The following is a 25,089-nucleotide window of genomic DNA, read 5'->3' on the forward strand; positions in this document are numbered from 1 at the left end:
GAAAAAATAAACGTATGACCGCTTCAAAATAGAAGCTCTCTTTTACAGATAAATTTTAGCAGCCGAACCAGACAAGGAGGAGGGTGAACCTTGAAAAAAATAGGTTTACTAATAGTAGCTCTTTTCGTAGTAAGTTGGGTCTTTATTGATAGCAATAAATTATTATATCCTCCTTTGCCAATCGATTCCCTTACACCAAAGGAAGCCATACAAAAATTAAATGCATCCTCCTTTGATTTAGTGGTTCTCTCCAATGATAAGAAGGCAACTTGGTACCTCACAGCCCTCTCAGCTAGGGGCATACAGAAGGTAGACGATGACATTCAGCAAATGATGGCTAATGAAGGATGGGCATTTCTTGAAAAAGAGGGGAGCGGGCTATTTTTCGAAAAAAATGATGAACGTTCTATTGTGACGACGGAAATGTGGACAAAGCAGTATGTGCTTGTTCACATTCAGAAATGAGGTGCTCAATGGAAGTCTGGGATCTCTATGATAAAAATCGCAAAAAAATAAATAAGCGTCATGTGCGTGGGACAAAATTAGCAGCTGAAGATTACCATATCGTTGTGCACGTATGGATTTGCAATAACAAGGGAAAATTCCTTCTAACAAAAAGACATCCCAATAAACATTATCCTCATTTATGGGAATGTCCGGGAGGCTCTATAATGGCGGGTGAAAGTAGTTTGGACGGGGCTATTCGTGAGGTGGAAGAGGAAATCGGGATATCATTATTGAGGACTAATGGACAATTAGTCAAGAGTGAGCGTCGTGATTGTTTCAATGATTTTTACGATGTTTGGTTATTTGAACAAAGCATTGAAATTTGTGACACCATGCTTCAAGAGGAGGAAGTGACAGCGGTTCAATGGGTCACAAAGCTAGAGCTTGAAAAGATGCTTCGCGCGAATAAAGTAGTACCGACACTTCGCTACTTTACGTCCATTTTTAACGATAAGACTATGCCATGATAGCGATCAGTGCCAGCATAATTGTGATTCAGTAGGTTAATCTATACTCAAACAGGATAGAGGAGCGTTAATATGAACAAGCGTATTCTTATTGGACTATCTTTATTTGCGTATGTTTCCCCTTTTTATTTGGTTTCTGCAAAGGACAGTGATTCGCCGCAACCTCTTGAAGAATTTCTTCCTGAAATCGGCTATAAAACAGTAGAGGTAGCCGTAAAAGAGTTCGAACACCACTATGATAAAGAGCTGAAGCTACCCATAAGAGTACCGCCAATCAGCTTTACGCATCATTTTGGAAGGTTTAGTGATTTAGAAGGAGAAATGAATGATCAGCTGGAGGTGGTAATGATCAGTGATCAATTGCCACAAAATCATTTCAAAATCAAGGTTCGACCAGTTCAACATAAACTGTCATTTGAAAAATATAAAACGGATGTATTTAAGCTGAAAAATGGTAGTGAGGCAGCCTATATTGAAAATCCACGAATTGGTTTTCATTTACTCGTGTTTGAAAGAGACAATTGGCAATATGTCTTTAGTATTGATCGAGATGTGGCAGATCAAGTGACGGCTGAAGTCCTGATTGTTATTGCTAATTCGATGGATTATCCAAAGCAAAAGTATTAGCCCTTCTAATTTTTATCCTTGCCTTTCAGCTCTTCTCGTAATGTCTTTAGTTCCTCCGTTTGCTCCAAAATAGTTTTGTTAACTCGTCTAATGGAATCATATATAGCAAAAATTCCCGCAAAAATAAGAATGATAACTAATAATTCCATCTTGCACCTACTTTCTATTTATACAATGATTGTAACAGGAATTTCCAAATGTATGAAGAATTAGTTAGGTGGAGGTGCTTGTCATGCAGAGATATGTTTATCATATGGTTCCAAAGGAAATGGTGGGTCTTGAGCTCATGCCTTTAAATAGGTTAGGGGCAATGTATCCACATTTATATGAACGATATTCGAAAAAATATTTTGATCATCCAGAGAGGCCGAAATTATTCATGAAAGAAATTCCTCAATTAAATTGCTTGTGGAATGATGTTGTTCATTTCCTACCAATCCATCCTAGTCATCTATATAAGACATTAACAGAGCTAGGTATTGCAACGAAAGAAAGCCTAATGTTTTATCAAATTCCAATCCAAAAACTAGCGGCTAATCGTAATGCGATGTACCTGTATTCTAAGGAACACTATAAAGGGCCAGCAGGGGCCATTGCTGCAGAGGATATAAAACTACTGTCATTACCTGATTACAGAGAACTAGAAGAGCTACCATCAGCAACTGTAGACTATTTCCAAACGGAGAACGAAAAAGGGAAGAACTTTGGGCTTTTTGCGTATATTCCGCACCTCTTAAGCTTAGGCAATGTCAACGTAGGCGATGTGGAAATCATTTCGTGGAATCAACATAATCCTAGTATGAGCACTAATTGAGGTGGGGAGAGAAATAGGGTTTGCCGAGTTGCTGGCTACCCTTTTTTGTAGCAAATTGAATGACATGGAAAAATAATCCATCTTTCTTCTGCTTCATAATAGAGTATGCCAGCAACATACCTTCTATTAGCTTCAATGGATACTTTCAACGGCGCAAACACAATTCTTTCTCCAGCTCATTCGCTATGATCCCTAGTAAACTTTTGAAAAACGAGTTGAAGCAAATAGACAATCAATCGAAAGATAAGTAGATAGAAAAAGGCCTCAATGAAGCTTGTAGCTAGTATTATTACATAACGACCGAAATCTTCTAGCTCAAGAAAAGTATATTTTTGTATATGCCAATCAAAAAATAATGCTTTGTAACTCGTCCCCAAAAAGATAGGTATGAACAATAGCCAATAAAAGCGAGGTAAACTAAATTTATAGCCTTTAACCAGCAAGGTACTCCCTCCTCAATTTTTAAACCATCATAACATAAAAGATAATTTTCAGGTATATTATGGGAATTTTAAATGATGATATGAATTTGCTATTTATAATTATAGTAATTTAAGGGATTTTAAGTAAGTGAAAACGACGCTCAGAAAGGTAGAATTCCATGAAATTGATTCAATCAAGCAAGACTCATCCCCAAGTGAAAACATTATTAGCCTATGCCACTTCCGAAAAGAAAGTGGAGAAGGAATATTCATTGTACATTGCATGTCCAGAAAGATTATTGTATGGCTATACCTTTGAACAAGACATTGTTGGTTGTATAGGAATTGTTAAAAGAGAGGCAAATCAGTGTGAAATTAAACATATAGCCGTATCGCCCGCTTATCGGGGAAAAGGTATTGGACGTGAGATGATTCGGTATGTGGAAGAACATCATGTATTTTCTTCTATTTACGCAGAAACAGATCAGGACGCAGTGATATTTTATAAAAATAACGGCTTTCATATTACAAGTTTAGGAGAAAAATACCCTGGAGTGGAACGTTTTGGCTGTCTATTAACCTACACTACCTAATGGTTAATTCGTTGTACTGTCGAAAAACGTCCACTTATGTGCTTTTTCCGCCCTCTTATTTGTCTGTGTTAAAAGATAGGAGATTTGAATGGTACGCTAACATAGAAAGGAGCTATAAAAATGAAACAAAAATTGTGGTGGATAATATGTGGCTTGGCATTATTCATAGCAGGCTATTCAATTGTTCAATATTTACTATTCGATGCACAAAAGGCTGGATTTGTACAATTAAAGCTTATGCTTAATGCTACATTGCATTCATTTTGGTATATTGTGCTCTATATACATATTGTATTCGGTGTATTAGCTCTCGTCATCGGTCCTTTTACGTTGTCATCAAAGTTACGAGAGCAAAATGTGAAACGCCATAGACTACTAGGCAATATCTATATGGTAAGTATTTTGTTTGGTGGCTTGGCAGGACTTTATTTAGCACTGAACGCTACAGGAGGATGGGTAGCACAACTAGGCTTTACTTTATTATCCATAGGGTGGCTCTTCACCATGTTGCAGGCGTTGGTTCATATTAAACAAAGAAATATCCAAGGCCATCAGAAATGGATGCTAAGAAATTATGCCTTAACCTTTGCAGCTGTGACATTGCGAATCTGGCTACCTTTGTTTACGGTATTATTTGGCTTTAATAATTTTCAGTATAGTTATGCCTCTATCGCTTGGCTATGTTGGGTGCCAAATTTAATCGTGATGGAATGGTATATCCAGCGTAAGCTCATTGCGTCTAAAGACAAAGGATATGTTACAAAGACGACTTGACTTGAATTTATTCTTCAAGCATTGGGATTAAACAGAGCCTAATGCTTTCAATGTTGGCAATTATTTTTAATTAGTATCTAAAAACATGCAAATTGTCCTTTTGGTCCATTGTGGCAAGAAGGACATCTTTTATTTCTAGGTTATAGAATTTTAGTTGACTCATCAACCATTGCTCAGAATGCTTGATTTTGCTAAGCTCATGGTAATCAATTTTTCCCTCTTTAATAAGAACAGTGGGAAAAAAAAGGGTTCGGGCTGTAAAGTTATATCTGCTCGTGTTGGTGTTTGGTAGGGTGTGTGCAAAAAACTTGAAATCGATCCGTCTGGTTCCCATAATGTGAGTGTTACATTTTGAACTTCTTCAATTTTTTCTTAACTCTGATAAAAGTAAATCTACTGATATTCTAGCCTTTTGTAAGTTGGCGCTAATAATTTGCCCATTTTTAATCAGGGGAATCGGCGGGGAGTCTATCAAATGACGAAAGGCAACCCATTTTAGGCTCAAAAAAACACCGACGAGGTAGAGCGCAACTAAAACGGTCATGGTAATCATGGAACCCTTCATTCCTAAACCTTCATCAGAGAAGGGATGTGCGATCATATTCCCAAGTGTGATAGCCATTGCAAAATCCAGCATTCTTAACTGAGAAATAGAGCGTTGTCCCATAATTTTTGTTGCGAAAAGTAGGAAGAAAAAAGCGACAATGGCTCGGAGAATCCATTGAATAGCAGGAAGTGATTCTTGACTATGAAAAAATTCCACAGCGACGCATCCTCTTTTTTTCTTATTGTTTCCTTCCGTTACATGATTATGCGGATCTTCAGGATTGAAACGAAATAGACTTGTAAAAATATGTTCAAAACGATATGGTTAAAATAAAAAAGCTATTATTTAGTAATTTTAAGAAAATCAGGAGAATACCTATGCGAACAAAATTACAAAATATTTTAATCGACATACAAGAGAAGGTTAATTTTTCAGGAACGGTGCTAGTGGAAAATCAGGAGAAGGTTGCCTTAGTTAGCCAAAGTTTTGGCTATGCGAATCGCTCAGAGCAAATCGACAATCATGCCAAAACTCGTTTTGGCATTGCCTCTGGCTGTAAAATTTTTACTGCAGTCGCTATTTGTCAGCTTATTGAAAAAGGGAAGCTTGCATTTGACACGAAATTATGCGATTGTCTGCCTGAACATTTTAAGTATTTCGATGAGCACGTAACCATCGCTCATCTGCTAACACATACGTCAGGAATACCCGATTATTTTGATGAGGAAGAAATGGAGAATTTTGAAGCGTTATGGGTTGAAAATCCGATGTACCAGCTTCGAACATTGCGGGATTTCTTATCATTATTTCAGAATCGTCCAATGAAATATAAAGTCGGTGAGCGATTTCACTATAATAATGCAGGATATATTGTATTAGGGTTAATTGTAGAGCATGCAACGGGTATGGATTTTTCCGATTACATTCAACAACATCTGTTCGATCGGGTGCATATGACGGAATCAGGCTATTTTTCGTTAGATTCTTTGCCAGCTAATACAGCATTAGGGTACATAGACAACCCAGATGGAACCTGGAAAACAAATATCTATTCTTTACCTGTAAAGGGGGGTTCTGATGGGGGGGCATTCGTAACGGGGAAGGATATGGCAAAGTTCTGGAGTGCACTGATGAATTTTGAACTTTTAAATGAAGATTTAACAAATCAGCTATTAATGCCACATGTTGAACTCAATGAAAATGATAGTTATGGCTATGGTGTATGGATTAAGAAGAATAGTGAACAAGCAATACTGAAATACCATGTGATGGGGTATGATCCTGGCGTGTGCTTCCATTCAGCCTATTATCCTGCCTCCTCCATCAAAGTTGTCGTATGTTCCAATAAATCTAAGGGAGCTTTTGATATGATGAAAGGAATAGAGGCTACCCTATAAAAGAATAGCGCTTGTCTGTGAAAAAGATTACAGACAAGCCTATTGCTAGTTATTAAGTAATGCCACCATGTATATTACAATAATACTCGATCTCAATAATATGAGGTGAGGATACACCATTATATGAATAGTAGCCACCGATCGCAATATTGTAAGCACTGCCTTGATCTTTAATGGAAGGGTCATAGCCCGTTTGCGTCCAGTAGCCTTTACCCTGTTCAATTGTAGAAGACAAGGAATGCATAACCGAAAATAACTGTCTTCCACCAGGAATGTCCATGCTTAGTTGGGTGTCAAATGAACCATCCACTCGAATCATTGTTCGATGTGCCCCCATATGTAATTCAACGAATTTCGGTACTTTAACTGGAGAAAAAACTTCCTTATTATCGACTACGACATAAGAAGTGTCTATTCTACCTTTTAACATGTCTTCAAAATCTTTCAATTCAAGCCAATAATTTGCTGAGAATGATGTGATGGGATCTAGCTTAAAGCCTGTCCCATACTCTTCATTTAGTTTATTGACAATTGCCGAATATTCTTTATAGTAGTATTCTTTCTGCGCTAGCGTTAAAACTAATGGAACAGGTGCCCTGACAGATTCCGCAGTGATTATTTGTTCATCTACTGATGTAGATAGTGTTGAGGCTGCTTTGTCATTCTTTTCACAGCCTGTCAGGAAGATGGCTCCTACTAAAATGCTTGTCACCAAATATCTTTTCAACACCTTCACCTCCCAAAAATGAATAAAATCTATTATACCATACATAAATGTGAATAATTTCATTTATTTGGTAAAATAATAGTTTCGTAGTATATTGTAGAGAGAACGACAATTAAGCAAGTGTAAGGGGCGGTATAGTGGCAATTTTAAAAGATGATTCGAGTCAGCCGAGTTGTGAGGTAGAGTTAGATATTTTAATGGTGAATGAGGAAAGTGTAAAGTTTCGTATTGAATTTCGCTTTGGGCCAGCTTTCCCAGCGATAAATACTGAGATTTCCTGTTTAAAAAGAGATTTCCTTCAATTATTAGAAGACATAACACAATTGGAGCTTGCTTATTTAAGTATGCTGGAGCCGCATGATCCTGGCCTATGCATCTATCATATCCCTCATTATGGCGAATATTTTTTTCCTGGATACGGTCTCTTTCAAATTCCTGAAGAGGAGAGGGAGGAAGCAGAGCAACGTTATAAATTAATGTTTGTACTAGATGCTTATGAAAAGAATCATTATGGTGCAAGAGAATGTGGGCCTGCATTATGTATTATTGTGACGATGGAACAAATTCGCGTGTTCATTACCACTTTGCGAGAACAAGTAAAGATATTCTAAAGGAAAAGGTGATACAACGGTCATTCATTCTCTTCTACAACGATGCTATAGGATAGGTTGAGACGATCACATACCCAATTTTTAAATAGATGATCAATTTGTTTTTTTATTTCATCGCTAGGTAATTGCTCATTAATCCCTAATTGTTCAAAAGAAAATGTTTCCTGAATTTGATCGGTATATTTCGTATTAAAGGTAAACGTAATGAGTTTAGACACGTTGATTTTCCTCCGTTTTCTAGCGTGTACATTTATGAGCCAATTATTAGAAATTGAATGTCGTTGATATTTGTAAATAAATTTTTTATCTTTGGGTAAAAAGAATAGAAAATGCTGTCGGCTGAATTATCATTAATATAGACAGTGTAAGTAGTATAATTTTCTAGCAATTGCTTTAATTGTTGGATTATTTGTTCATTCGGTTTTTCAGCTTTTGTTTCTTTTTCTAGTTCAAGAGTGATTGCTGTCGTCATATTTTGTATATCTAATTGGCTTGCAGGGCGATTAAATTTTTTCTGACTAGATAAAATAACATCGATTTCTTCAGGTGTAAGATCTTGTTCAGAAATATTTTTTCCTCCTCTCCAATTCATTGTTTGTCAAAAGGCAACTTAACAAGTATGAAATTTATTAAGTGTTTTTGTTAAAATGTAGTATAAACTCTCGTGCATGAAGGTGCAATAGTTACCATTAAGGAGCAGTATACTTCTGCTTTCTTCGTTTCTTTTGCTTATAGGTAAGATAAGAAGTTTTTAAGGAAGCATAACTTCCCATTGCTGCATAGCCATAAAACCAGCCCATGAATAGTCCTGCAAGTAGATTATGTCGGTGGCTGATGAAAATAGAAATGAATAAGCCGACAACTAGTGCAATGGTCGGAACCCAGAAAGGCTTTATATGATACATTTTCTTAATTAGTTGGGTAATAATCATAACTACAGGACTGCAACGACGGCATCCAAAAAATTTGTATGTATGAGTGGAAAGTGTTTCATTCCGTTCACCTCGCATTGACAATTGACAACTTATTGTGGACATAGAAATCATTGAGGATTTGTTGAGAGAATGTATAGATAGCTATGGTAGACTTACTCTGTTGGGGTGCACAAGCAAACAAACACGCACAAAAGGGACAGGGCAACTAGCCTTGTCCTTTTAATAAAGTAGCACCAAATGGAAATAGAGATTGCAATAGCCAGTTGATAAATGTAAAATTTGATTCATAAATCTACGATAAAAGAGGTATATGATGTTTCCAATATTACATACTGAACGATTAGTGTTAAGGGAATTATCGAGTTCTGATGGACAAGCTCTTCTTGCGTGCTTTTCGAATCCTGAAGTTTTGCGCCATTATGGACAACAGCCCTTAACGAGCTTAGGTCAAGTGCAGCAAATCATTCAAAATTTTGCCAACAATTTTGCCGAAAAACGTGGTATTAAATGGGGCATTGCATTAAAGGAACAAGAAGGAATTATTGGTACAATCGGCTTTCAAGAATGGTCAATAGAGCATCGAAGAGCGGAAATCAGCTACGCCCTTTTGCCTGAATATTGGGGAAATGGCTATGCTCAGGAAGCTGTTAAACGAGCTATTTCCTATGGTTTTGAAGAAATGGATTTAGTACGGATTGGAGCCATTGTATTTAAAGAAAATGAAGCTTCCAATCTACTATTGCAAAAAATAGGCTTCGAACAAGAAGGCTTATTAAAAAAATATATGCATCAACATCATGTGCCCCATGATACTTATATATACTCACTTATAAAATAATAGGGAGACCAGATTCCTATAAGGACATCTGGTCATTTTTTGATGGTTTCTGTAAAAGTTTTTCGACCTGGATTGATTTTGGCTACATCCACATCAATTTTGCTAATTGAATCCTCTGATAATGGGATTTTTCCATCTTTCTCAAGCTTTTTCCAAGCCTTGACGTTATCGCGGTAGAGATATTCTGACAATCGATAGATATCCACATCTAATTTTAGGCCTTCTTTATAGGTTTCCTGGATTTCCTTTTTCACTTCTTTTACAATAAGCTCTTTCAGCTCTTGTTCGGTTACTTTTCCTTTAAAACCATTGATGGTCGCATTGATTCTCAATTTGACTTCAAATGTAACAACCTCTTGTTTAACAAGTGGTTCCACATCGACATGTATTTTCTCAATACTCACCGTTAGTTCTTCCTGGTCACCTGTGTTTAATTGAAAGGTAATCTCTCCACGATTTGTATAGTTATGCATCCATTGACTGCCACGAGCCGCAGTGTCTTGTACGAACCCCTTAAAGCCATCTTTCGATAGGACACCAACCCCTGAAAAATAGGTTTCCTCTACTTGCTCCTCATCTGTTTCCCAATCGTCTTTAATGGACACATAAGGAATTGTTACTTCATAACTTGGCTCATTTAAACCAATGACAACATCTCTTAAGTCCTTTGGTTCAATAAATGTTTCTTGTTCTGTTGGGTTGATTGGGTTACTTAATTTTGATGAGGATAACGAATTTCTTAAGATAGGTGTGACAAGCAGTATGTCTTCTACTGGGTTTTTTGTACAATACACCCAGATTTGATACCTAGTATCGCGAAAACGTATGAATGTATCGATGACAGGAATAATGTGTTCATTTTCCATAGCCTGCTCTGAAAAGACCATATATCGCATATGCCCCCAAAAAATTTCTTGATCCGAGGAGCGATATAATTTGTAAATGGCCTCTTCTATTGTTTTACCAGTGGCACGACCTACTTCAGCAGGCGCCACCGATGCGCTAGGTTGTATAGATTTCGCGACATCAGCGAAATTAATCACTTGTAAATAGACAATATACTCGTCGTTTTCGTAGTCTACACCTACTGCATTTATATAGTACATTCTTTGTGGCTCCGTAATATCCCAGCATCCAGCGAGTAAGGTCGTCAATCCGATGATCAATAAAAAGTTGAAATAAGTTTTCATGGTTTCTCCACTCGAATTGCTCTTTAGTTGTATTTTATAGTGTTAGCTTAGACAAAAGACGGCTTTTTTATAAAGTGCTTGCTGAGGAAATGGTATTTGGAAAATCATATCCAATGAGCCGATTTTCAGGTATGATGAGGCAAGGAGGGGAGAACGGTGACTAGTATTTCATATTGTCTAATTAATACATTTACGAATGAGCTATATAAAGGAAATCCTGCAGCAATATGTCTATTAGATGAAGCTATTTCTGAGGAGGCCATGCAAATAATTGCACAGGAGATACCTGTCCCGACAACAGCCTTTATTGAAAAAAAACAGGTTGATTTTTCGCTGAAATGGTTTACGCCAAATAAGGAAATACCCATTTGTGGTCACGGCACCCTTGCTAGTGCCTTTGTGCTTTGGCAGCAAGGAATTGTGCCAAAGGAGCACACAATTACATTTCATACAGCAAGTGGTCCTTTACATGCCAAGTGGCAACATGAACGAGTGGAAATCGCCATCAAAACGTATCCAATTGCTGAAATGGAATGTCCTTCAGCATTGGAGGACTGGTTAGGATGTAAGCCCATCTTTGTAGGGAGGACCGAATTGGATTATATCGTGGAAGTAGGCAATGAAGACCAAATTACACAGTTTGAACCTAACTTTTTTGCGATGAAGCAGTTTCCTGTTCGAGGAATTTGTCTAACTAGTCAGTCGAAGGAAGAAGGCATTGATATCGTATCTCGCTTTTTTTCTCCAGCACAAGGTATTGACGAGGATCATGTAAATGGTTCAAGTCATGGTGCACTAGGCCCTTATTGGTGTGAGAAATTATCTAAACAACAGCTTGTCAGCAAACAACTTTCTAAACGTGGTGGTGTACTCTATGTGACCCCTCACCACAACAAGGTATTGATTGCAGGCGCAGCAGTTACAGTCTTGCAAGGAGAATTAAACATCTAGTTACGGTTTAAAAGGAGATTTATATTTGAGGTAACTGTTTTTTGTTTTGGTAATTATTCCTATTAGAAAATTTGAAATTTGTTGTAACCTTTTTCAATGTGAAACGACTACTCTATTAGTAGAATACAAAAGAACTAAAGCAAGTAGTAACATTCACTTTTCACAAAATGACCAGGGCTCAGTTTTGAGTGCCTGGTTATTTTGTTGCCATAATAAAAGAGGGCTCGCACATGGCATACCCTCTTCGATTTTATTCGCTCAGCATAGCTTTTAATGTTCGTTTTTGCCAGCCTAGCTTGAAGTATGCATATTGCATAATGAAGTGGACGCAGAAGGTGATTGGATAGGCTAACCAAACACCATTTAGTTCTAGTGACGTATGGTGAGATAATAGGAACGCTAATGGTACCTGTACAACCCAAATCGTAATGACTAAGAAGATGGTTGGCCATAATACGACACCCGTCGCCCGCATTGTAGCAGAAACAGTTTGTGTGTGTCCGAATATTAAATAGCTCCAAAAGGCGATATATAAATAATTCTTGGCAATAAGCACAGTCTCATGTGAATCGATAAAGAAAGCCAAAATAGGCTCTGCAAACAGATACATAATGAGTATGATCGCGCCACCTAGAAGATAATTAATGCGCACACCCATTTGTCGGATTTTTTTAATCATCTCTGTGGAATTAGCCCCTAACGCCTGTGCTACAAAGACAGATGTAGCAATGGCAATACTCATTGCTGGGACTTGAGCATAGCTAGCTACCTGATTGACAACGCCATAAGCGGCAGTAGCATCCGAACCATAGCCATTCACAAAGCCAATAACGGCAATTTCGGCCACTGAAATGGCAACCATGCTAATACTGGCTGGAATGGCTAGCTTTAATAAGGACGTTAAAATATCTTTCTTTAATTTAAAATGCTGTAAGATCGTTTTATCAAAACGTAGTAAATGCTTTGTTTTATGCAAATAGGCTAACAACAGGATCATTGTCACCAGGTTTGATAACACGGAAGCATAGGCAGCCCCATTTAAGCCGAACGCAGGCAACCCCATCCATCCGAATACTAAAGGGGGGAGGAAGGCGATATTTAACACGACACTAATTACTAAAAATAGAAATGGGGTTTTGGAATCACCGACTCCTCGCATAAAGGTTGTATACACCAAATACCAAAACATAATCGGTAACGTGAAGAAAAGTATTTGGGCATAACTAATACTCATGTCTAAAATATTCGCAGGTGTCTGCATAAAACGTAAAATCCATTCGATGAAAAAGCCACCAAAAATCGCGACAGCGATTGATAAAATGGTTGTAAAGGCGAGTGTTACACCAACAACCTCTTTCATTTTGGCATGATTACCAGCCCCAAATGTTTGCCCGACTAAAATAGAGCTTCCTGAACCAATGCCAATTGCAAAGGCCATTAAAAAGAAGAAAAATGGAAAAAATGCCGAAATGGCTGCTAGGGCATCGACCCCTAAATTGCGTCCGACGATAAACATAGCAAAAACTTGGCCAACAGATTGCAGCACATTCGCTAGCATCACGGGAATTAAGAAATTAAAAAAAGCTTTGCGTAGCTGTTGATCATCCTGTAACATTTGTTCGTTCATCATTAAGTTCCTCTTGAGTTTTAATAACCCATTTCTTTTAAGATTCTTGAAAGTGTGCGTAGGCGTTCACCAATTAGCTCACCATCATTAGTAAGTGCTTGCTGAAAAAGCTGAATATCCTCTTTAATCTGTTCATTTTCTGTGCAAACTTCCACTGTCATGGCATCTCCCTGTAAGCCTACACGATTAATTACAGGGTTTTCTTCATCATATAAATGCTCATGACGATAAGCCTCCTTAAAATAAAGTTCCGTTTCACACACTAAAATAGCGAGATCAAGTACGCGGTGTAGGGGAAGTTCTTCTGATTGGCGAGACCACTTGCCACCTGTATGCCGCCAAACCTTCGCAGAAATATCAACCTTTCCTCGATCATTCCATTGTGCCAGACCAAGGGAAAGCCCTTGTGCATCTGTTTGATAAGCCGTGCGCCCATCAATATTGGCATAATTTTCTGCCACGATGACAGGTTTATGTTTTAAATGTGTTGGAATTTTCATGTATCCGTACTCCTTATCATTTCGAATTTAGTAATTTAGTAAATTACTGCTTTAGTAAATTTAGCATGAAACGCTTCTATAAGTCAATCGAAAAGAGCAAAGTTGGAACCCTTTCTTTTAAGACCAGCAAAAGATGGGCTTAGCGTAAGGGATTCATTACAATAAACGTTCAAAATCTGCCGTGGTTTTTACAAAATAGTAAGTTATAATTTATAGAAGTATGATTGATTGGAGAGAAATAGGATGGAAACAGCTAAATATCACCGAATGGTTTATACACGTATATGTGAAAATTTACAAAAATGGGATAATAGTGACTTTGTTAGAGAAGACGAGCTCTATTCATTTTTACATACGTTAAAAGGCACCGCTGGATCAATCGGTTTACATGAATTAACGTCGATTGCTCGTGAAAAGCTAGAGCTTTTGAATGAAGACAGTAACAAGCAATGGACCAAATCAGAATGGAAAAAGTACCTTGCTCCGTTTATTGAAAGCGTTCATTTTTATCAAGAAAATAATTCAATGGCTCAACATATAGAACATCCTACAACCATCATTAAAAATCCAGCAAAACAAGATTTTATTCTGATAATAGATGATGATGTGGTATTTATTTCCTATTTAAAAAATGTTTTAGAGAAAAAAGGCTACTCTGTCATTGCAGCTCATAATGGTAAACGAGGATTAGCGTTAATTTATGAATTGCAACCATCCATCGTATTTCTAGATATCATGCTTCCAGATTCTAATGGCTTTTCTATTTTAGACAATATTAAAAAAACGAAAAAAGAGCTCATGTTTGTGACATTGATTAGTAGTAATGATAGTAAAGAAAATCGCGTTCGCACATTGGAGATGGGTGCTATGGATTTTATGGCAAAGCCCATTGATGAAGAGCTATTAGTTGCTTATGTTTCCAATCGCTTAGCCTATAAAAGAGAATTAGAGCAGGCTATTGTCATTGACGAATTAACCCAAATTTATAATCGTAAATTTATGGAATCACAAATGAAGCTTTTCATTAAACACCATCAGCAAAACAAAGAACATTTTTCGATTGCGATGATCGATTTAGATTATTTTAAAAAAGTAAATGATACATATGGTCACCTAGTAGGTGATGAGGTGCTGAAGGGTTTCGCTTCATTGGTGAAGGAGCTAAAAGGAGCTGAAGAAATTGCTTGTCGCTTTGGTGGAGAAGAATTTGTGATTTTAATGCCCCGTACTACTAAAAAAGAGGCATTTATTTTTATTGAAAAACTTCGTACCTCCATGGAGAAAAAGATATTTACAGCAAATGGAACTAGCTTCCATGTTACATTTTCTAGTGGAATCGCAGAAGCCACTTCTACCAATTTACATCCTAAAAAGATGCTAGAAGAGGCAGATCAAGCACTATATACGGCCAAGCAATTAGGGAGAAATCAAACGATCATCTTTGATAACATAGCTGCTGTGGAGAAAAGAAAGGTGAAAATCAAGATCGTTGTCATTGATGATGTATATATTATTCGTGATCTGATTACCAATCATTTTAAGCATTTGGAGGAAAAAGAGGATTATATGATTGAAACACTGGCATTTCCTGATGGCATTAGTTTTCTGGAAGCCAATTGGTATGACCCTGAGTGCAAATACATTATCTTATTAGATTGGATATTGCCGAAAATGGACGGCATCGAGGTGCTAAGTAAGATAAGAGAGCAACATGCTTCAAGTAATGTAATCGTCTCCATGCTAACTTCACGTGTGGGGGAAGAATACGTCATGAAGGCTTTCATTAATGGGGCGGATGATTATATTGTGAAGCCGTTTAATGTGGCTGAAGTATCGGAACGCATTATTCGTTTAATTCATCAAATGTTTCTTTAATGGGAAAGGGAGAAAAGACAGGATGGCTAGAATTTTAGTAGTAGATGATGAAGAAATATTACGCATGTTAATACGTGAAACCTTAGAAGATTTAGAATTTGATATTGATGAGGCAGAGGATGGCGAGGAAGCCCTAAAAAAAATGATGGAAAGCTCCTATGATTTAATGATACTCGACTATATGATGCCGAATTTAACAGGAATTGAGGTGATCGAGCTTCTCCCACCAGAGATTAAAATGTCGATGCCTATTCTCATGCTGACAGCTAAATCACAGGAAAGTGATCGTCAAAAGGTATTTGATTTAGGGGCAGATTACTTTATGTCCAAACCGTTTAGTCCCATTAAGCTAATGAATTTGGTGGAGGATATCTTAAATGATTAAGTCTACATCCTTGCTGAATAAAAGTATACGAAGCCAATTCTTTAAAATGCTGCTTTTTCTAGTTGCTAGCTTTTTAATCATCATTGCTGCTTTTCTTGTCGTAGTCAATGCAAGTCAAAATGCCTTGCAGCAGAAGAGAGAGCAAATGTATGAAAAATCAATGCTTGTCGATGAATTGGAAGAAAATTTTAATGGCATATTTTTTCGAGCAAGGGGCTATTATGCCTTTCAAAATGAGCAGGAATTAAAGCTATTGTATGAAAATTTGGAGACGTTTGAAGTTCTATTACAGCAGTTTTCGCAACTCGATTTAACAGAAGAAGAACGAGGGCTCTATAATGAGCTAGTTGATTTTCATTATAATTATAAAACAGTTACTCTCCCAAAAGCGTTAAGCTTTGCGAAGATGGGGGATTATGAGGCTTTGCGAGAACTTTCGAATGGCGGAGCAAATGACCTTGTCAATAAATTTATTGCCTATACAAAATCCTATAAGAAAAAAACAGACCACTCCTTAAACCAAATTTTTAGCAAGACAGTGGAGCAGGGGCAATTATTTACTTTTATTTCGTTAATGATTAGCGGTCTCATTTTCCTATTTGTTGGGGTCATTTTACGAAGAGTGCTGAATAATATGATTCGACCAATTGAACAATTAACACTTGCGACAAACGCTTTGGCGTCAGGGAAATCCATTGATTTAGGTAATCTTGTACAAAAGGAAGATGAGTTAGGCATTTTAGCGAACTCATTTCTTAAAATGATACTCTCCATTCAGGATAAGGAAGAGGTACTGACCACTCAAAATGAGGAGCTTTTAGCGCAGCAGGACGAGCTTCAAGAAAATCAGCTACAATTACAAAATTCATTAAATTATTTAGAAAAGTATAATCAATTAAATCATGTACTAACCTTTACGTTAAATAAACAGAAACTAATCGATAATCTCCATAATTATTTAAACGACATTTATCAATATGATACGAGTGTGCTGTATTGGATGGAGGGCAATGTGTATGCGACAAAAGGTTTATCACACCAATCTGCTGCAGCCCTAGTTGAAAATTTTGACATGGATAAACAAGCAAGATTAAAGCAGGAAAAATCCTTTGTTATTACACGTCAATTGACAGCAAATGAAAAAGGAATTGCACAAGAGTCTTATTATGCCTATGACTTGTATTCTTCCGTGTTTAATTCTAAACGAGAGCTAGTCGCTATATTAATGGCCACACGAGAGGGGCATCCCCATAATGAACGGGATATAGATAGTTTAAACGGACTATTAAATCGTGTGTCCATCGCATTTGAACGTATTCTTATGTATGAAGAGGTAGAAAAATCGAGGACGTTAAATCAAACGATTATTGATAATGTCAACGAAGGTATCCAGTTAGTTTCTGTTACAGGCGATACCATTCTTATCAATAGAGCGCTATGTGGTATTGTCAACTTCTTTAACTTGACAACAGAAACAAGTATCCCTAAAGAGGATTGGCTACAGCATTTTCAAAAATGTAGTGCCCAACCAGATGAATTAATTGAATTTTTAGAGGCATCTATTATGGAGAGCTTTGAGGATACACGAAAATACCGCTATTGTATGACGGCTGAACATGAAATCTTTGTCGAGGTATATGCAACTTGTCTTTTTGATGGGCAGGAAAAAGTAGGCACAATTTTTGTGCATCGTGATATTACAAGAGAATATGAAGTAGATCAAATGAAATCCGAATTGGTGAGTACGGTAAGTCATGAACTGCGAACGCCTTTATCGAGTGTACTTGGCTTTACAGAGCTTCTGTTAACGAAAAATATAAAACCCGAACGGCAAAATAAGTATATCGATACAATCCATAGAGAAGCGGTACGACTAACCAATCTTATAAATGACTTCTTGGATTTACAGCGAATGGAGTCAGGCAAGCAGCAATATAACATGGAGACATTACAATTAAATGAAATAGCCTTTGAAATTGTCAATCGCTTCCGACATGAGCAAAAGCATAATGTCCATCTAATTGATAAGGCAAGAGAGGTCTATGTCAATGCAGATCAAGATAGACTCGTTCAATTATTTATTAATTTAATAGGAAATGCGATTAAATTTTCTCCACAAGGTGGGGATGTGGAGATTTTGTTAGAAAACAAAAATAATAGTATCCAAGTGAGTATAAAAGATGAGGGCATCGGCATATCTAAACAGGATATTGCTCAGTTGTTCCAAAAATTCAAACGAATCGATAATAGTTTAAGACGTAAAATAGGAGGGACTGGACTGGGTCTTTCCATTTGTAGAGAAATCATCTTAAAGCATGAGGGAGAAATATGGATAGAGTCAGAAGAGGGACAAGGTACTACTGTATACTTTACTTTACCACTTGCAAATAACACTATCACCTTCGATGAAGAGGATGTAATGGAGGATAGCAATGGCTTAAACATGATGATTGTCGAGGATGACTTAAGCTTAGCTCTACTGTTGTCTGAAGAGCTAAAAAGCAAGGGCTTTACCGTGATTCATCATCATGACCCAAAAAAAGCTTTTGAAGATACACTCAATACGCCTTTACTTGGTATTGTGATTGACATAATGCTTGGCGAAGAAATGAGCGGCTGGGATTTAGTCCGTGCACTAAGAGAAAGAGAGCATACAAAAGAGATACCAATTATTATATCTTCAGCATTAGATGAGGTAAAAGAAATGGTGGACCAATTTCAAATTAAAAAATACTTAACCAAACCATACCCACCTGAAGAAATATCAAAACTGTTTGTAAAATAATAGGATAGCTTCATTTATTGTGCGTAGCATTATATTGTAAGTAAAATATGAGTGTCATAAAAACTTTACTAGATGAAGCAAAAGCGTTTGTCGCAAGTTGCTCCATACAACCAGACATTAACCTGAAATCGATCAACGAGAAATATAAGTTTTGCGAAATTTTCTTCATAAATGTGTAACCTTTGTAAAGCTGGTACGACTACTGTACTAGTAGAATACAAAACACTAAAGCAACCTAGTAGGTTTCACTTTTCACAAAAAGACCAGGTCTCAAATTTTTTGAGAACACCTGGTCTTTTTGCGTGCTGGCAACAAAGTGGAAGTAATGCTAAAATAAGAAAAATACTTTAGAATGTTCTTGAAATTTAATCAAAATCACGCATAGAAATTGAAAAAATGAAATCCCCCATCGTTTTTTCAACTAGGCGTAAAAAGGAGTTCAGACATGCAGGTTCGTCCAATTTAAAAATCTCCCAAGTAAAAATAAAATCTAAATTTTGGGGGATAAAACATGTTTAAAAACCGATCTTTTTCACTTTTATTGACAGGTCAATCTTTAGCGGATATTGGTGATATTCTCTATATAGTAAGCGTGATTAGTATAATTTATCGTTTCACCAACTCGGCGATTGCTACTTCCTTTGTACCATTTATTATTACTACTTGTATGTTGATTTCCAGTCTGTTAACACCTCTTATTACGGCGAAAGTGTCGTTGAATCAATTGCTAACTATTTCTCAGGGCTTTAAAACAGCAGTCCTTTTGGGTCTTGCCTTGTATGTAGAATTGATAGGAGATCAGCCGATGATTGGCTTTGTGTTTTTACTGATTGCGATGGTTGCGTTTTTGGATGGTTGTGCCAATCCTATTCGTCAATCCTTGCTGCCTCATTATGTGGAAGAAAAGGATTTATTGCGAGCAAATAGTATTGCTGAAACGGTTATCCAATCCATTCAAGTGGGTTCTTGGTTTGTTGGCAGTTCCTTGCTTCTTCTCTTTACACCATCACAGCTTATATGGGGCGTTGTCGTCCTTTTTTTCATGGCAACATTGCTTTTAAAGCTTTTACCAGATGTGGCACGTATGGAACGTCCACAAACAAAGAAATGGATGTTATTTATGCAAGGGTGGCAAACCATCCATCAAACGCCTGTACTAAAAATTGCTGCACGTATGGATTTACTGGAATCGATGGCAGGTGCAGTGTGGGTCGCAGCGATTTTACTTGTTTTTGTAGAAGAAGCATTGCAGGCTTCTTCTCAATGGTGGGGTTATCTCAACGGCATTTTTTTTATCGGCATGATTATAGGGAGTATGATTTGTTTAAGATGGACCAATTTTATTGAGCGTAAGAAAGCTATGTTCATAAGTGGAGGTGCGCTGTTGTCCGCTATTTTTACATTATTCTTTGCGGTTAGTATCACACCATTGATGGCTTTACTCTGTTCTTTGCTGATTGGCTTATGTGGGCAATTAAAAAACATTCCACAGCAAACCATCATTCAAACAAGTGTCTCAAAGGAGAAATTACCAACGGTGTATACATCGTTGAATGTCATTGTGACAGGGGTATTCGGCCTTTCATCTTTAATGATGGGCATGTTGTCAGAATGGTATGGGATACGAGTTGTTTTTTTGCTTTCAGCTAGTATGCTACTTCTCGTAAGTGTGATTGCCTATAAAAATAAAACATCATTCACGTAAGAAAGAGTAGCCCTTACTTTTAGAGTAGGGGCACTTTTTTATAAAAAGTTCATATCCTGTTAGTTGATAGTATGGTAAAATATACAAATATTTGTATATTTTAAAAGGAGAGTTAGTATGAATCGTAAAAAAATAAGTTTCATTATTTCTGCACTTATCATAGCAATTTTTATTGGTGTGGCATTAAAAAATGTTTTTTTCCAAGCATCTCTTACACCCTCTATGACTGTTTTGGAGGATGGCACCAAACAAATTAATTATGAAACTGCATTAACAAAGCTAGATCAATCTGCCACAACGTTTGAAGCATATAAGGGGAAAATAGTAGTAGTGAATTTTTGGGCGTCCTGGTGTGGACCTTGTCAACAGGAAGCACCTGAACTAGAGGCATTTTATCAACAAAAATCAAAGGATGTCGAGCTACTAGCCATCAATGCCACAGCTTATGATAGCTATAAGAAGGCGGCAGCGTTTAAGGATACCTATGATTTATCATTTCCTATCTTCCTAGACGAAGAGGGAGTACTACAGAAAACGTTTGAAGTGGTGAATTATCCTAGTACCTTTATCTTTGATGAAGAAGGGAAATTACAGCACAGCGTGAAAGGCGAACTCACTCAACAACAATTAACAAAATTGATTGATGATCTCTAAGAACAAAATAAGTTTTATGGACAATATAGTTAGAAAAATGAAACTTTTCACAAAATGATGCGTAGAAGTAGCTGAAGAAAAAAGGAAGGGGGCTCCTTTAATGCAACGGAAACACATGATTATTATCATCATTGCGTGGGTTGTAGAAATATCGTTGACGTATTGGGTTGCCACAATATTCTCTGTGCGATTTATCGAAGTGATGTTTTTCACGGGCATTGCCTTTACCTTAGGAACGTTTTACTTTTCGAGTAGCGGTGGAGCAATGTCGAGGCTTTATACATCCCAAGTGAGTGCACAAACAGGGATCATTCATGAGCGAGAGCGGTTTAAGGTTAAACTTGGCCCCATATTTATAGCGTCACTGATATTTTTCCTTATTGGATTGGTATTCTTTATTTTACTTGTAACAGGCATTATTCCACCACAAAAGGTGTGAAAGTTATTGGCTTCTACCTGCAAAAAATCAAGAGGGCTAGGTGCTCATTTTGATTTTTTTGCGCTGTATAGAATTTGTAGAGTGCTATAGTATAAAATAGGCTTCAATAATTGTATTTTTACAATTAGAAAGGAATAAAAGAGTAACTATTATACTAGAATTACCCTTCATTATTAGTGATTTGTCGTGCAAAATATGTATATCTGTGGAGGTATACAATATGTTAAAGGAGCTATCAAACCGCAGTGCCCCAAAATCGAAACCAACAAAATAGAGAGAAGAGTAGACACCAAGAACCTGACGTTCAGTATAATGCTATGCTAGAAATTCAAACAATGGAAAGTAGCATAAAAAGATACATAACAGTGCATGGTGATCACTTGAATGCAGCTGAATATCATTCTTTACTGCAAATGATTAAGAGTTTAGAGGAATTGAAAACAGCGATTAAAGGTGTCTCATTAGATTAGGCACATTCTTTTATATTGGATGACCTGACAATACGGTTTGTCAGATCATCCTAGGAATTAATCCACCGATAATAAGTAAAAGTGAAGTTTTGACCATTCATTTCAAATGATTCTCCGCTTCTATCCAATTGTTTAAAGCCGTTTTTTTCTAATACTTTTTGAGAGGCTATATTGTTCGTCGTTGTTTGTGCCTCAATGAGGAGCATGCCTTGCTTGCGCATAAGGTCTAATACTAATTGTAAGGCTGTATGGGCAACCCCTTTCCCACTAAATTCTTTTCCCACTCGATAACCGATATGGCCTAATCGTTGATCCTTATCAATATCGATTACATTGATTCTTCCTATAATTTCTTCAAGTTCATTTTTTATTAGATAGAAATAGGATAGCTGTTGTGCTTGTTCCTCTAAAAGCATGTCATTTTTTCTATTGAAATTTGGTAATTCGTAATAGTCATCCCCTCGACTTGGGATTGTTTTTTCAAAATAGGCCCTATTTTTAACCTCAAATGCATATAAGTTTTCAAAATCTCCCTGTGTTAATTTTTCTAATCGAATTTTCATGGCATCTCCAATCAATTTTGATTTTTCTTTATTATACCTGTAGTCTAGGGCTAATCTCATCTATTTTTTGATTGTTCAGATTTTGTAGATGTGCGATTAGTACAGTGGTTGCGTTCATAGAACATACGTTAGTTATGATTGGAGCTGACCTAGGAGGTGAAATAGGCAAAAGTGAATAATGTGTTTTTTGTACTGAGATCATTGGGTCAGGGATTTGAAAACGCTTTGCTTCTTTCAGCCATCTATTAAAAATATCCACTTCCTGTGGCGTTGCCTTCACTAGTTTTTCTGAATGACTTATTTGAAAAGTTTGGGACGCATGCACTTTTGCCAAATGGATTTACGAGATTTCGATTTCCAACATCACACGCTGACATTAGATGGAGAATGGCTATTTAGAGCACAGCCTGAGGCGTCTTCGTTTTAAAATGTGTGAATAAGTAGCATCCCAAAATCACGATGATTCCCCCAATGCCTTGCAGCCAGCTTAGCTGTTCACCGATAAATAAAAACGCGAGCAATGCTGTAAAAATGGGATTAAAGTTTAGAAAAATACCAGAGGTTGTAGCACCTAATTGTTGAACGCCAATATTCCAAAATACCATACAAACTACTGTAGAGATGACCCCTGTATAAAGAAGCGAAAGAATGAAAGTGGAGTCGATTTCAGAGAAGGTAAAATCATTGATCGTGAATGGGACTAGGATGAGCACCCCAAACAAACCTGCATACAATGTCGCCATTAATGGAGAGGTTGTTTGCATAGCCCACTTACTACATACAGAATAAAGTCCCCATACGCAAACGGCTGCCATCATCCATAAATCTCCTGTATTCAATTGGAAGTGCCATAACAGCTGCCAATCTCCTTTTGAAAGGACAAGAAAAACACCAATGAAAGAGAGTATCATGGCCAGAAGCTGCGAGCCATTTATTTTTTCTTTCAGAAAGGCGAAGGAAAAGAATGCGATGGACATGGTATTCATTGTAGAAATAAGACCAGCATTCGTGGATGTTGTCCGCTCCAACGCTAAAAATTGAAATATATTAAACAAGGCAACACCTGTAATGCCCATTAGGAATAATGGCACAAGAGCGGCCTTAGCAGGAATCAATTTCTTCTCTTTCCACCAAACGAACGGTAGCAGGACGATCACCGCGATCAGCCATCTGACCAACGTTAAGGTCATCGGTGAGGCATGAGCCACTAGCGTCTTAGCCACAACAAAATTGCCTCCCCAAAGTAAGCTCGTGACAAGCATTAAGCCCATATAAAATTTAACCACAGTATAGGTACACTCCTTTTACTTCTATGTATAATAAGAATCATAGCACTATAAGTGATTTGTCAGTATAATATTTTGTGTAATTGAATTAATTTGAAATAATCGAAAGTTATTTAACAGATATCGAAATAATGTTTTGAAATCGTGTTAAAAACTTCCTTGTCTAAAAATAATCAAAAGAGGAGAAAACAATGGAGGATATAAAAAATAAAGGATTAGATAATGTGGATCTGCAAATCTTAGCGATTTTACAGCGAGAGGTTCAGATTAGCAATGCGGAACTAGCTAGACGGGTGAATTTGTCCCCACCAGCAACTCATACAAGAGTGAAACGTCTAGAAAATGAAGGCTATATTGATCAACAAGTTGCGATTTTAAATCAGGAAAAACTAGGATTTGATTTATTGTGCTATATTTTTATGAGCACGAATATTCATCAGGAAAAGCAAATAGAGGAATTAGAAAACCGCTTGAAAACAATGTCCGAAATTTTGGAATGTCATTGCTTAACAGGTGCCTATGATTATTTGTTAAAGGTCGTCATTCGAGACCGCCAAGACTTAGACCAATTCATCCGAAAATTAAATAAGCTTGGCGTTTCTAGAATTCAAACGAATTTATCCTTACGGGAAATTAAATATTCTACAGTGTTACCGATCGAAGAAAATAGCAAGCCTGAGTAAGGTAACTCAAGGAGGAAATCAATTGAATATTATTGTCAACAGTATCTTTGTACAAGATCAGGAAAAGGCACTAGCATTTTATACGGAAAAGCTAGGGTTTGTAAAAAAGGAGGATGTCCCAGTAGGAAAATATAGATGGCTAACGCTTGTGTCGCCTGATGATTTAGAGGGCACTGAGCTATTACTTGAGCCAGATGAGCATCCTGCAGCAAAGGACTATCAAAGGAAGATTTTCGCTGAAGGCATTCCAGCAACAATGTTTGGAGTTGCTGATTTAGAAAAGGAGTATAGTCGTTTACTGGAGAAAGGCGTTGAATTTACACTTAAGCCGACAAAAGCGGGAGAAGTCACAATAGCAGTTTTTCATGATACATGTGGCAACCTTATTCAGATTATACAAAGATAGTGTAGAAAAGCGTGTTTTGATAAAAAATATCAAAACACGCTTTTCTCATTACTCAGCCATTACCAAACCTTTATCATCGTTCAAAACGTTTAGATCTTCCTTTGGCTGTGCATTTACGGTCTGTTCTTTGGCTTCTGCTTCCTCGCTGGGCGGAGCTTCTTCCGACGAACAAGCAGATAAAAGGAATAGTAGCGCTATACTAAATGACAGGAATTTCTGCATGAGGCAAACCTCCATCAATCAATTGTTGATATGAATATTTTGCACATCTTTTTACAGAATATGTTGTGTATAGCTGCCATTAAAAATTT

The 25,089-nt window shown here is 37.1% G+C and carries 29 protein-coding genes and 2 pseudogenes; 19 read left to right on the forward strand and 12 right to left on the reverse strand.

The features are described from left to right. Positions 1-90: 90 nt before the first annotated feature. From LCP48_RS11365 to LCP48_RS11375, 3 genes are all read left to right on the forward strand, one after another. Positions 91-465: a hypothetical protein gene (locus LCP48_RS11365; protein ID WP_009371299.1), complete on the forward strand. Its 375-nt coding sequence runs from the start codon at positions 91-93 to the stop codon at positions 463-465. An 8-nt stretch (positions 466-473) separates the two neighbouring features. Further along, positions 474-974, forward strand: coding sequence for an NUDIX hydrolase (locus LCP48_RS11370; protein ID WP_009371300.1), 501 nt, complete (start codon positions 474-476; stop codon positions 972-974). A 72-nt stretch (positions 975-1,046) separates the two neighbouring features. Then, a complete protein-coding gene (locus LCP48_RS11375) occupies positions 1,047-1,601 on the forward strand; it encodes a hypothetical protein (protein ID WP_225340993.1) in 555 nt (184 codons plus the stop codon). 5 nt (positions 1,602-1,606) lie between these two features. On the opposite strand, the gene LCP48_RS11380 is transcribed toward LCP48_RS11375, so the two are convergent. Continuing rightward, positions 1,607-1,750, reverse strand: coding sequence for a hypothetical protein (locus LCP48_RS11380; RefSeq protein ID WP_202342122.1), 144 nt, complete (start codon positions 1,748-1,750; stop codon positions 1,607-1,609). 83 nt (positions 1,751-1,833) lie between these two features. Between LCP48_RS11380 and LCP48_RS11385 the strand changes: the two genes are divergently transcribed. From LCP48_RS11385 to LCP48_RS11395, 3 genes are all read left to right on the forward strand, one after another. Continuing rightward, complete coding sequence (locus tag LCP48_RS11385; RefSeq protein ID WP_009371302.1) at positions 1,834-2,415, forward strand: hypothetical protein; 582 nt, start codon at positions 1,834-1,836, stop codon at positions 2,413-2,415. Between the two features lie 601 nt (positions 2,416-3,016). Next, entirely contained in the window at positions 3,017-3,430 is a 414-nt protein-coding gene (locus tag LCP48_RS11390; RefSeq protein ID WP_225340994.1) for a GNAT family N-acetyltransferase, read from the forward strand. 120 nt (positions 3,431-3,550) lie between these two features. Further along, entirely contained in the window at positions 3,551-4,204 is a 654-nt protein-coding gene (locus LCP48_RS11395; RefSeq protein ID WP_004230203.1) for a DUF2306 domain-containing protein, read from the forward strand. 70 nt (positions 4,205-4,274) lie between these two features. On the opposite strand, the pseudogene LCP48_RS23495 reads toward LCP48_RS11395, so the two are convergent. Further along, positions 4,275-4,871: pseudogene (locus LCP48_RS23495) on the reverse strand (YetF domain-containing protein). A 257-nt stretch (positions 4,872-5,128) separates the two neighbouring features. Between LCP48_RS23495 and LCP48_RS11405 the strand changes: the two are divergent. After that, positions 5,129-6,148 (forward strand): serine hydrolase domain-containing protein, encoded by a 1,020-nt coding sequence (locus tag LCP48_RS11405; protein ID WP_004230201.1) that lies wholly within the window; start codon positions 5,129-5,131, stop codon positions 6,146-6,148. Positions 6,149-6,200: 52 nt separating this feature from the next. Here the strand turns inward: LCP48_RS11405 and LCP48_RS11410 are convergent, their stop codons facing one another. Then, positions 6,201-6,878 carry a hypothetical protein gene (locus LCP48_RS11410; protein WP_009371304.1) on the reverse strand — a complete coding sequence of 226 codons (678 nt, stop codon included), beginning with the start codon at positions 6,876-6,878 and terminating at the stop codon, positions 6,201-6,203. Between the two features lie 134 nt (positions 6,879-7,012). On the opposite strand from LCP48_RS11410, the gene LCP48_RS11415 reads away from it, so the two are divergent. Continuing rightward, entirely contained in the window at positions 7,013-7,486 is a 474-nt protein-coding gene (locus tag LCP48_RS11415; protein ID WP_004230199.1) for a hypothetical protein, read from the forward strand. A 20-nt stretch (positions 7,487-7,506) separates the two neighbouring features. Here the strand turns inward: LCP48_RS11415 and LCP48_RS11420 are convergent, their stop codons facing one another. The 3 genes and pseudogenes from LCP48_RS11420 to LCP48_RS11430 form a co-directional block, all read right to left on the reverse strand. Then, entirely contained in the window at positions 7,507-7,704 is a 198-nt protein-coding gene (locus LCP48_RS11420) for a hypothetical protein (RefSeq protein WP_009371305.1), read from the reverse strand. A 32-nt stretch (positions 7,705-7,736) separates the two neighbouring features. Further along, a complete protein-coding gene (locus tag LCP48_RS11425; protein WP_004230197.1) occupies positions 7,737-8,078 on the reverse strand; it encodes a hypothetical protein in 342 nt (113 codons plus the stop codon). A 97-nt stretch (positions 8,079-8,175) separates the two neighbouring features. Continuing rightward, positions 8,176-8,480: pseudogene (locus tag LCP48_RS11430) on the reverse strand (hypothetical protein). A 254-nt stretch (positions 8,481-8,734) separates the two neighbouring features. Here LCP48_RS11430 and LCP48_RS11435 point away from each other — a divergent pair. Further along, the gene (locus LCP48_RS11435) at positions 8,735-9,259 is read left to right on the forward strand and encodes a GNAT family N-acetyltransferase (protein ID WP_225340995.1); all 525 of its coding nucleotides are present in this window, start codon (positions 8,735-8,737) and stop codon (positions 9,257-9,259) included. Between the two features lie 32 nt (positions 9,260-9,291). Here the strand turns inward: LCP48_RS11435 and LCP48_RS11440 are convergent, their stop codons facing one another. After that, entirely contained in the window at positions 9,292-10,449 is a 1,158-nt protein-coding gene (locus LCP48_RS11440; protein ID WP_009371308.1) for a Ger(x)C family spore germination protein, read from the reverse strand. 156 nt (positions 10,450-10,605) lie between these two features. Between LCP48_RS11440 and LCP48_RS11445 the strand changes: the two genes are divergently transcribed. Further along, complete coding sequence (locus tag LCP48_RS11445) at positions 10,606-11,400, forward strand: PhzF family phenazine biosynthesis protein (RefSeq protein ID WP_004230192.1); 795 nt, start codon at positions 10,606-10,608, stop codon at positions 11,398-11,400. Positions 11,401-11,650: 250 nt separating this feature from the next. On the opposite strand, the gene LCP48_RS11450 is transcribed toward LCP48_RS11445, so the two are convergent. After that, the gene (locus LCP48_RS11450) at positions 11,651-13,030 is read right to left on the reverse strand and encodes an MATE family efflux transporter (protein WP_009371309.1); all 1,380 of its coding nucleotides are present in this window, start codon (positions 13,028-13,030) and stop codon (positions 11,651-11,653) included. A 17-nt stretch (positions 13,031-13,047) separates the two neighbouring features. Continuing rightward, positions 13,048-13,527: a DUF6530 family protein gene (locus tag LCP48_RS11455; protein WP_004230188.1), complete on the reverse strand. Its 480-nt coding sequence runs from the start codon at positions 13,525-13,527 to the stop codon at positions 13,048-13,050. Between the two features lie 243 nt (positions 13,528-13,770). Here LCP48_RS11455 and LCP48_RS11460 point away from each other — a divergent pair, with 243 nt between their 5' ends. The 7 genes from LCP48_RS11460 to LCP48_RS11490 all read left to right on the forward strand — a co-directional run bounded on the left by LCP48_RS11460 (position 13,771) and on the right by LCP48_RS11490 (position 21,840). Continuing rightward, entirely contained in the window at positions 13,771-15,402 is a 1,632-nt protein-coding gene (locus LCP48_RS11460) for a diguanylate cyclase (protein WP_004230187.1), read from the forward strand. Between the two features lie 22 nt (positions 15,403-15,424). Then, positions 15,425-15,787 (forward strand): response regulator transcription factor, encoded by a 363-nt coding sequence (locus LCP48_RS11465; RefSeq protein WP_004230185.1) that lies wholly within the window; start codon positions 15,425-15,427, stop codon positions 15,785-15,787. After that, positions 15,780-18,572, forward strand: a complete 2,793-nt coding sequence (locus tag LCP48_RS11470; RefSeq protein ID WP_225340996.1) for an ATP-binding protein — start codon at positions 15,780-15,782, stop codon at positions 18,570-18,572. Before LCP48_RS11465 ends, LCP48_RS11470 begins: the two co-directional genes overlap by 8 nt. A 511-nt stretch (positions 18,573-19,083) precedes the next feature. Further along, positions 19,084-20,277, forward strand: coding sequence for an MFS transporter (locus tag LCP48_RS11475; RefSeq protein ID WP_216486367.1), 1,194 nt, complete (start codon positions 19,084-19,086; stop codon positions 20,275-20,277). Between the two features lie 117 nt (positions 20,278-20,394). Then, positions 20,395-20,931 (forward strand): TlpA family protein disulfide reductase, encoded by a 537-nt coding sequence (locus tag LCP48_RS11480; protein WP_004230180.1) that lies wholly within the window; start codon positions 20,395-20,397, stop codon positions 20,929-20,931. Positions 20,932-21,031: 100 nt separating this feature from the next. Beyond that, positions 21,032-21,370, forward strand: a complete 339-nt coding sequence (locus LCP48_RS11485; protein WP_004230178.1) for a hypothetical protein — start codon at positions 21,032-21,034, stop codon at positions 21,368-21,370. 245 nt (positions 21,371-21,615) lie between these two features. Continuing rightward, positions 21,616-21,840, forward strand: a complete 225-nt coding sequence (locus LCP48_RS11490; RefSeq protein WP_004230176.1) for a hypothetical protein — start codon at positions 21,616-21,618, stop codon at positions 21,838-21,840. 50 nt (positions 21,841-21,890) lie between these two features. On the opposite strand, the gene LCP48_RS11495 is transcribed toward LCP48_RS11490, so the two are convergent. Continuing rightward, entirely contained in the window at positions 21,891-22,403 is a 513-nt protein-coding gene (locus tag LCP48_RS11495; protein ID WP_216486369.1) for a GNAT family N-acetyltransferase, read from the reverse strand. A 395-nt stretch (positions 22,404-22,798) separates the two neighbouring features. Then, the gene (locus tag LCP48_RS11500; protein WP_237497287.1) at positions 22,799-23,674 is read right to left on the reverse strand and encodes a DMT family transporter; all 876 of its coding nucleotides are present in this window, start codon (positions 23,672-23,674) and stop codon (positions 22,799-22,801) included. Between the two features lie 206 nt (positions 23,675-23,880). On the opposite strand from LCP48_RS11500, the gene LCP48_RS11505 reads away from it, so the two are divergent. After that, complete coding sequence (locus LCP48_RS11505; RefSeq protein ID WP_004230168.1) at positions 23,881-24,372, forward strand: Lrp/AsnC family transcriptional regulator; 492 nt, start codon at positions 23,881-23,883, stop codon at positions 24,370-24,372. 22 nt (positions 24,373-24,394) lie between these two features. Then, on the forward strand, positions 24,395-24,778 hold the full coding sequence (locus tag LCP48_RS11510; protein ID WP_004230167.1) for a VOC family protein: 384 nt from the start codon (positions 24,395-24,397) through the stop codon (positions 24,776-24,778). Between the two features lie 48 nt (positions 24,779-24,826). Here LCP48_RS11510 and LCP48_RS11515 read toward each other — a convergent pair whose 3' ends face one another. Then, positions 24,827-25,000: a hypothetical protein gene (locus LCP48_RS11515; RefSeq protein ID WP_004230166.1), complete on the reverse strand. Its 174-nt coding sequence runs from the start codon at positions 24,998-25,000 to the stop codon at positions 24,827-24,829. Between the last annotated feature and the right edge of the window lie 89 nt (positions 25,001-25,089).

The organism is Lysinibacillus capsici (genome assembly GCF_020217405.1).
Lineage (GTDB): Bacteria > Bacillota > Bacilli > Bacillales_A > Planococcaceae > Lysinibacillus > Lysinibacillus capsici.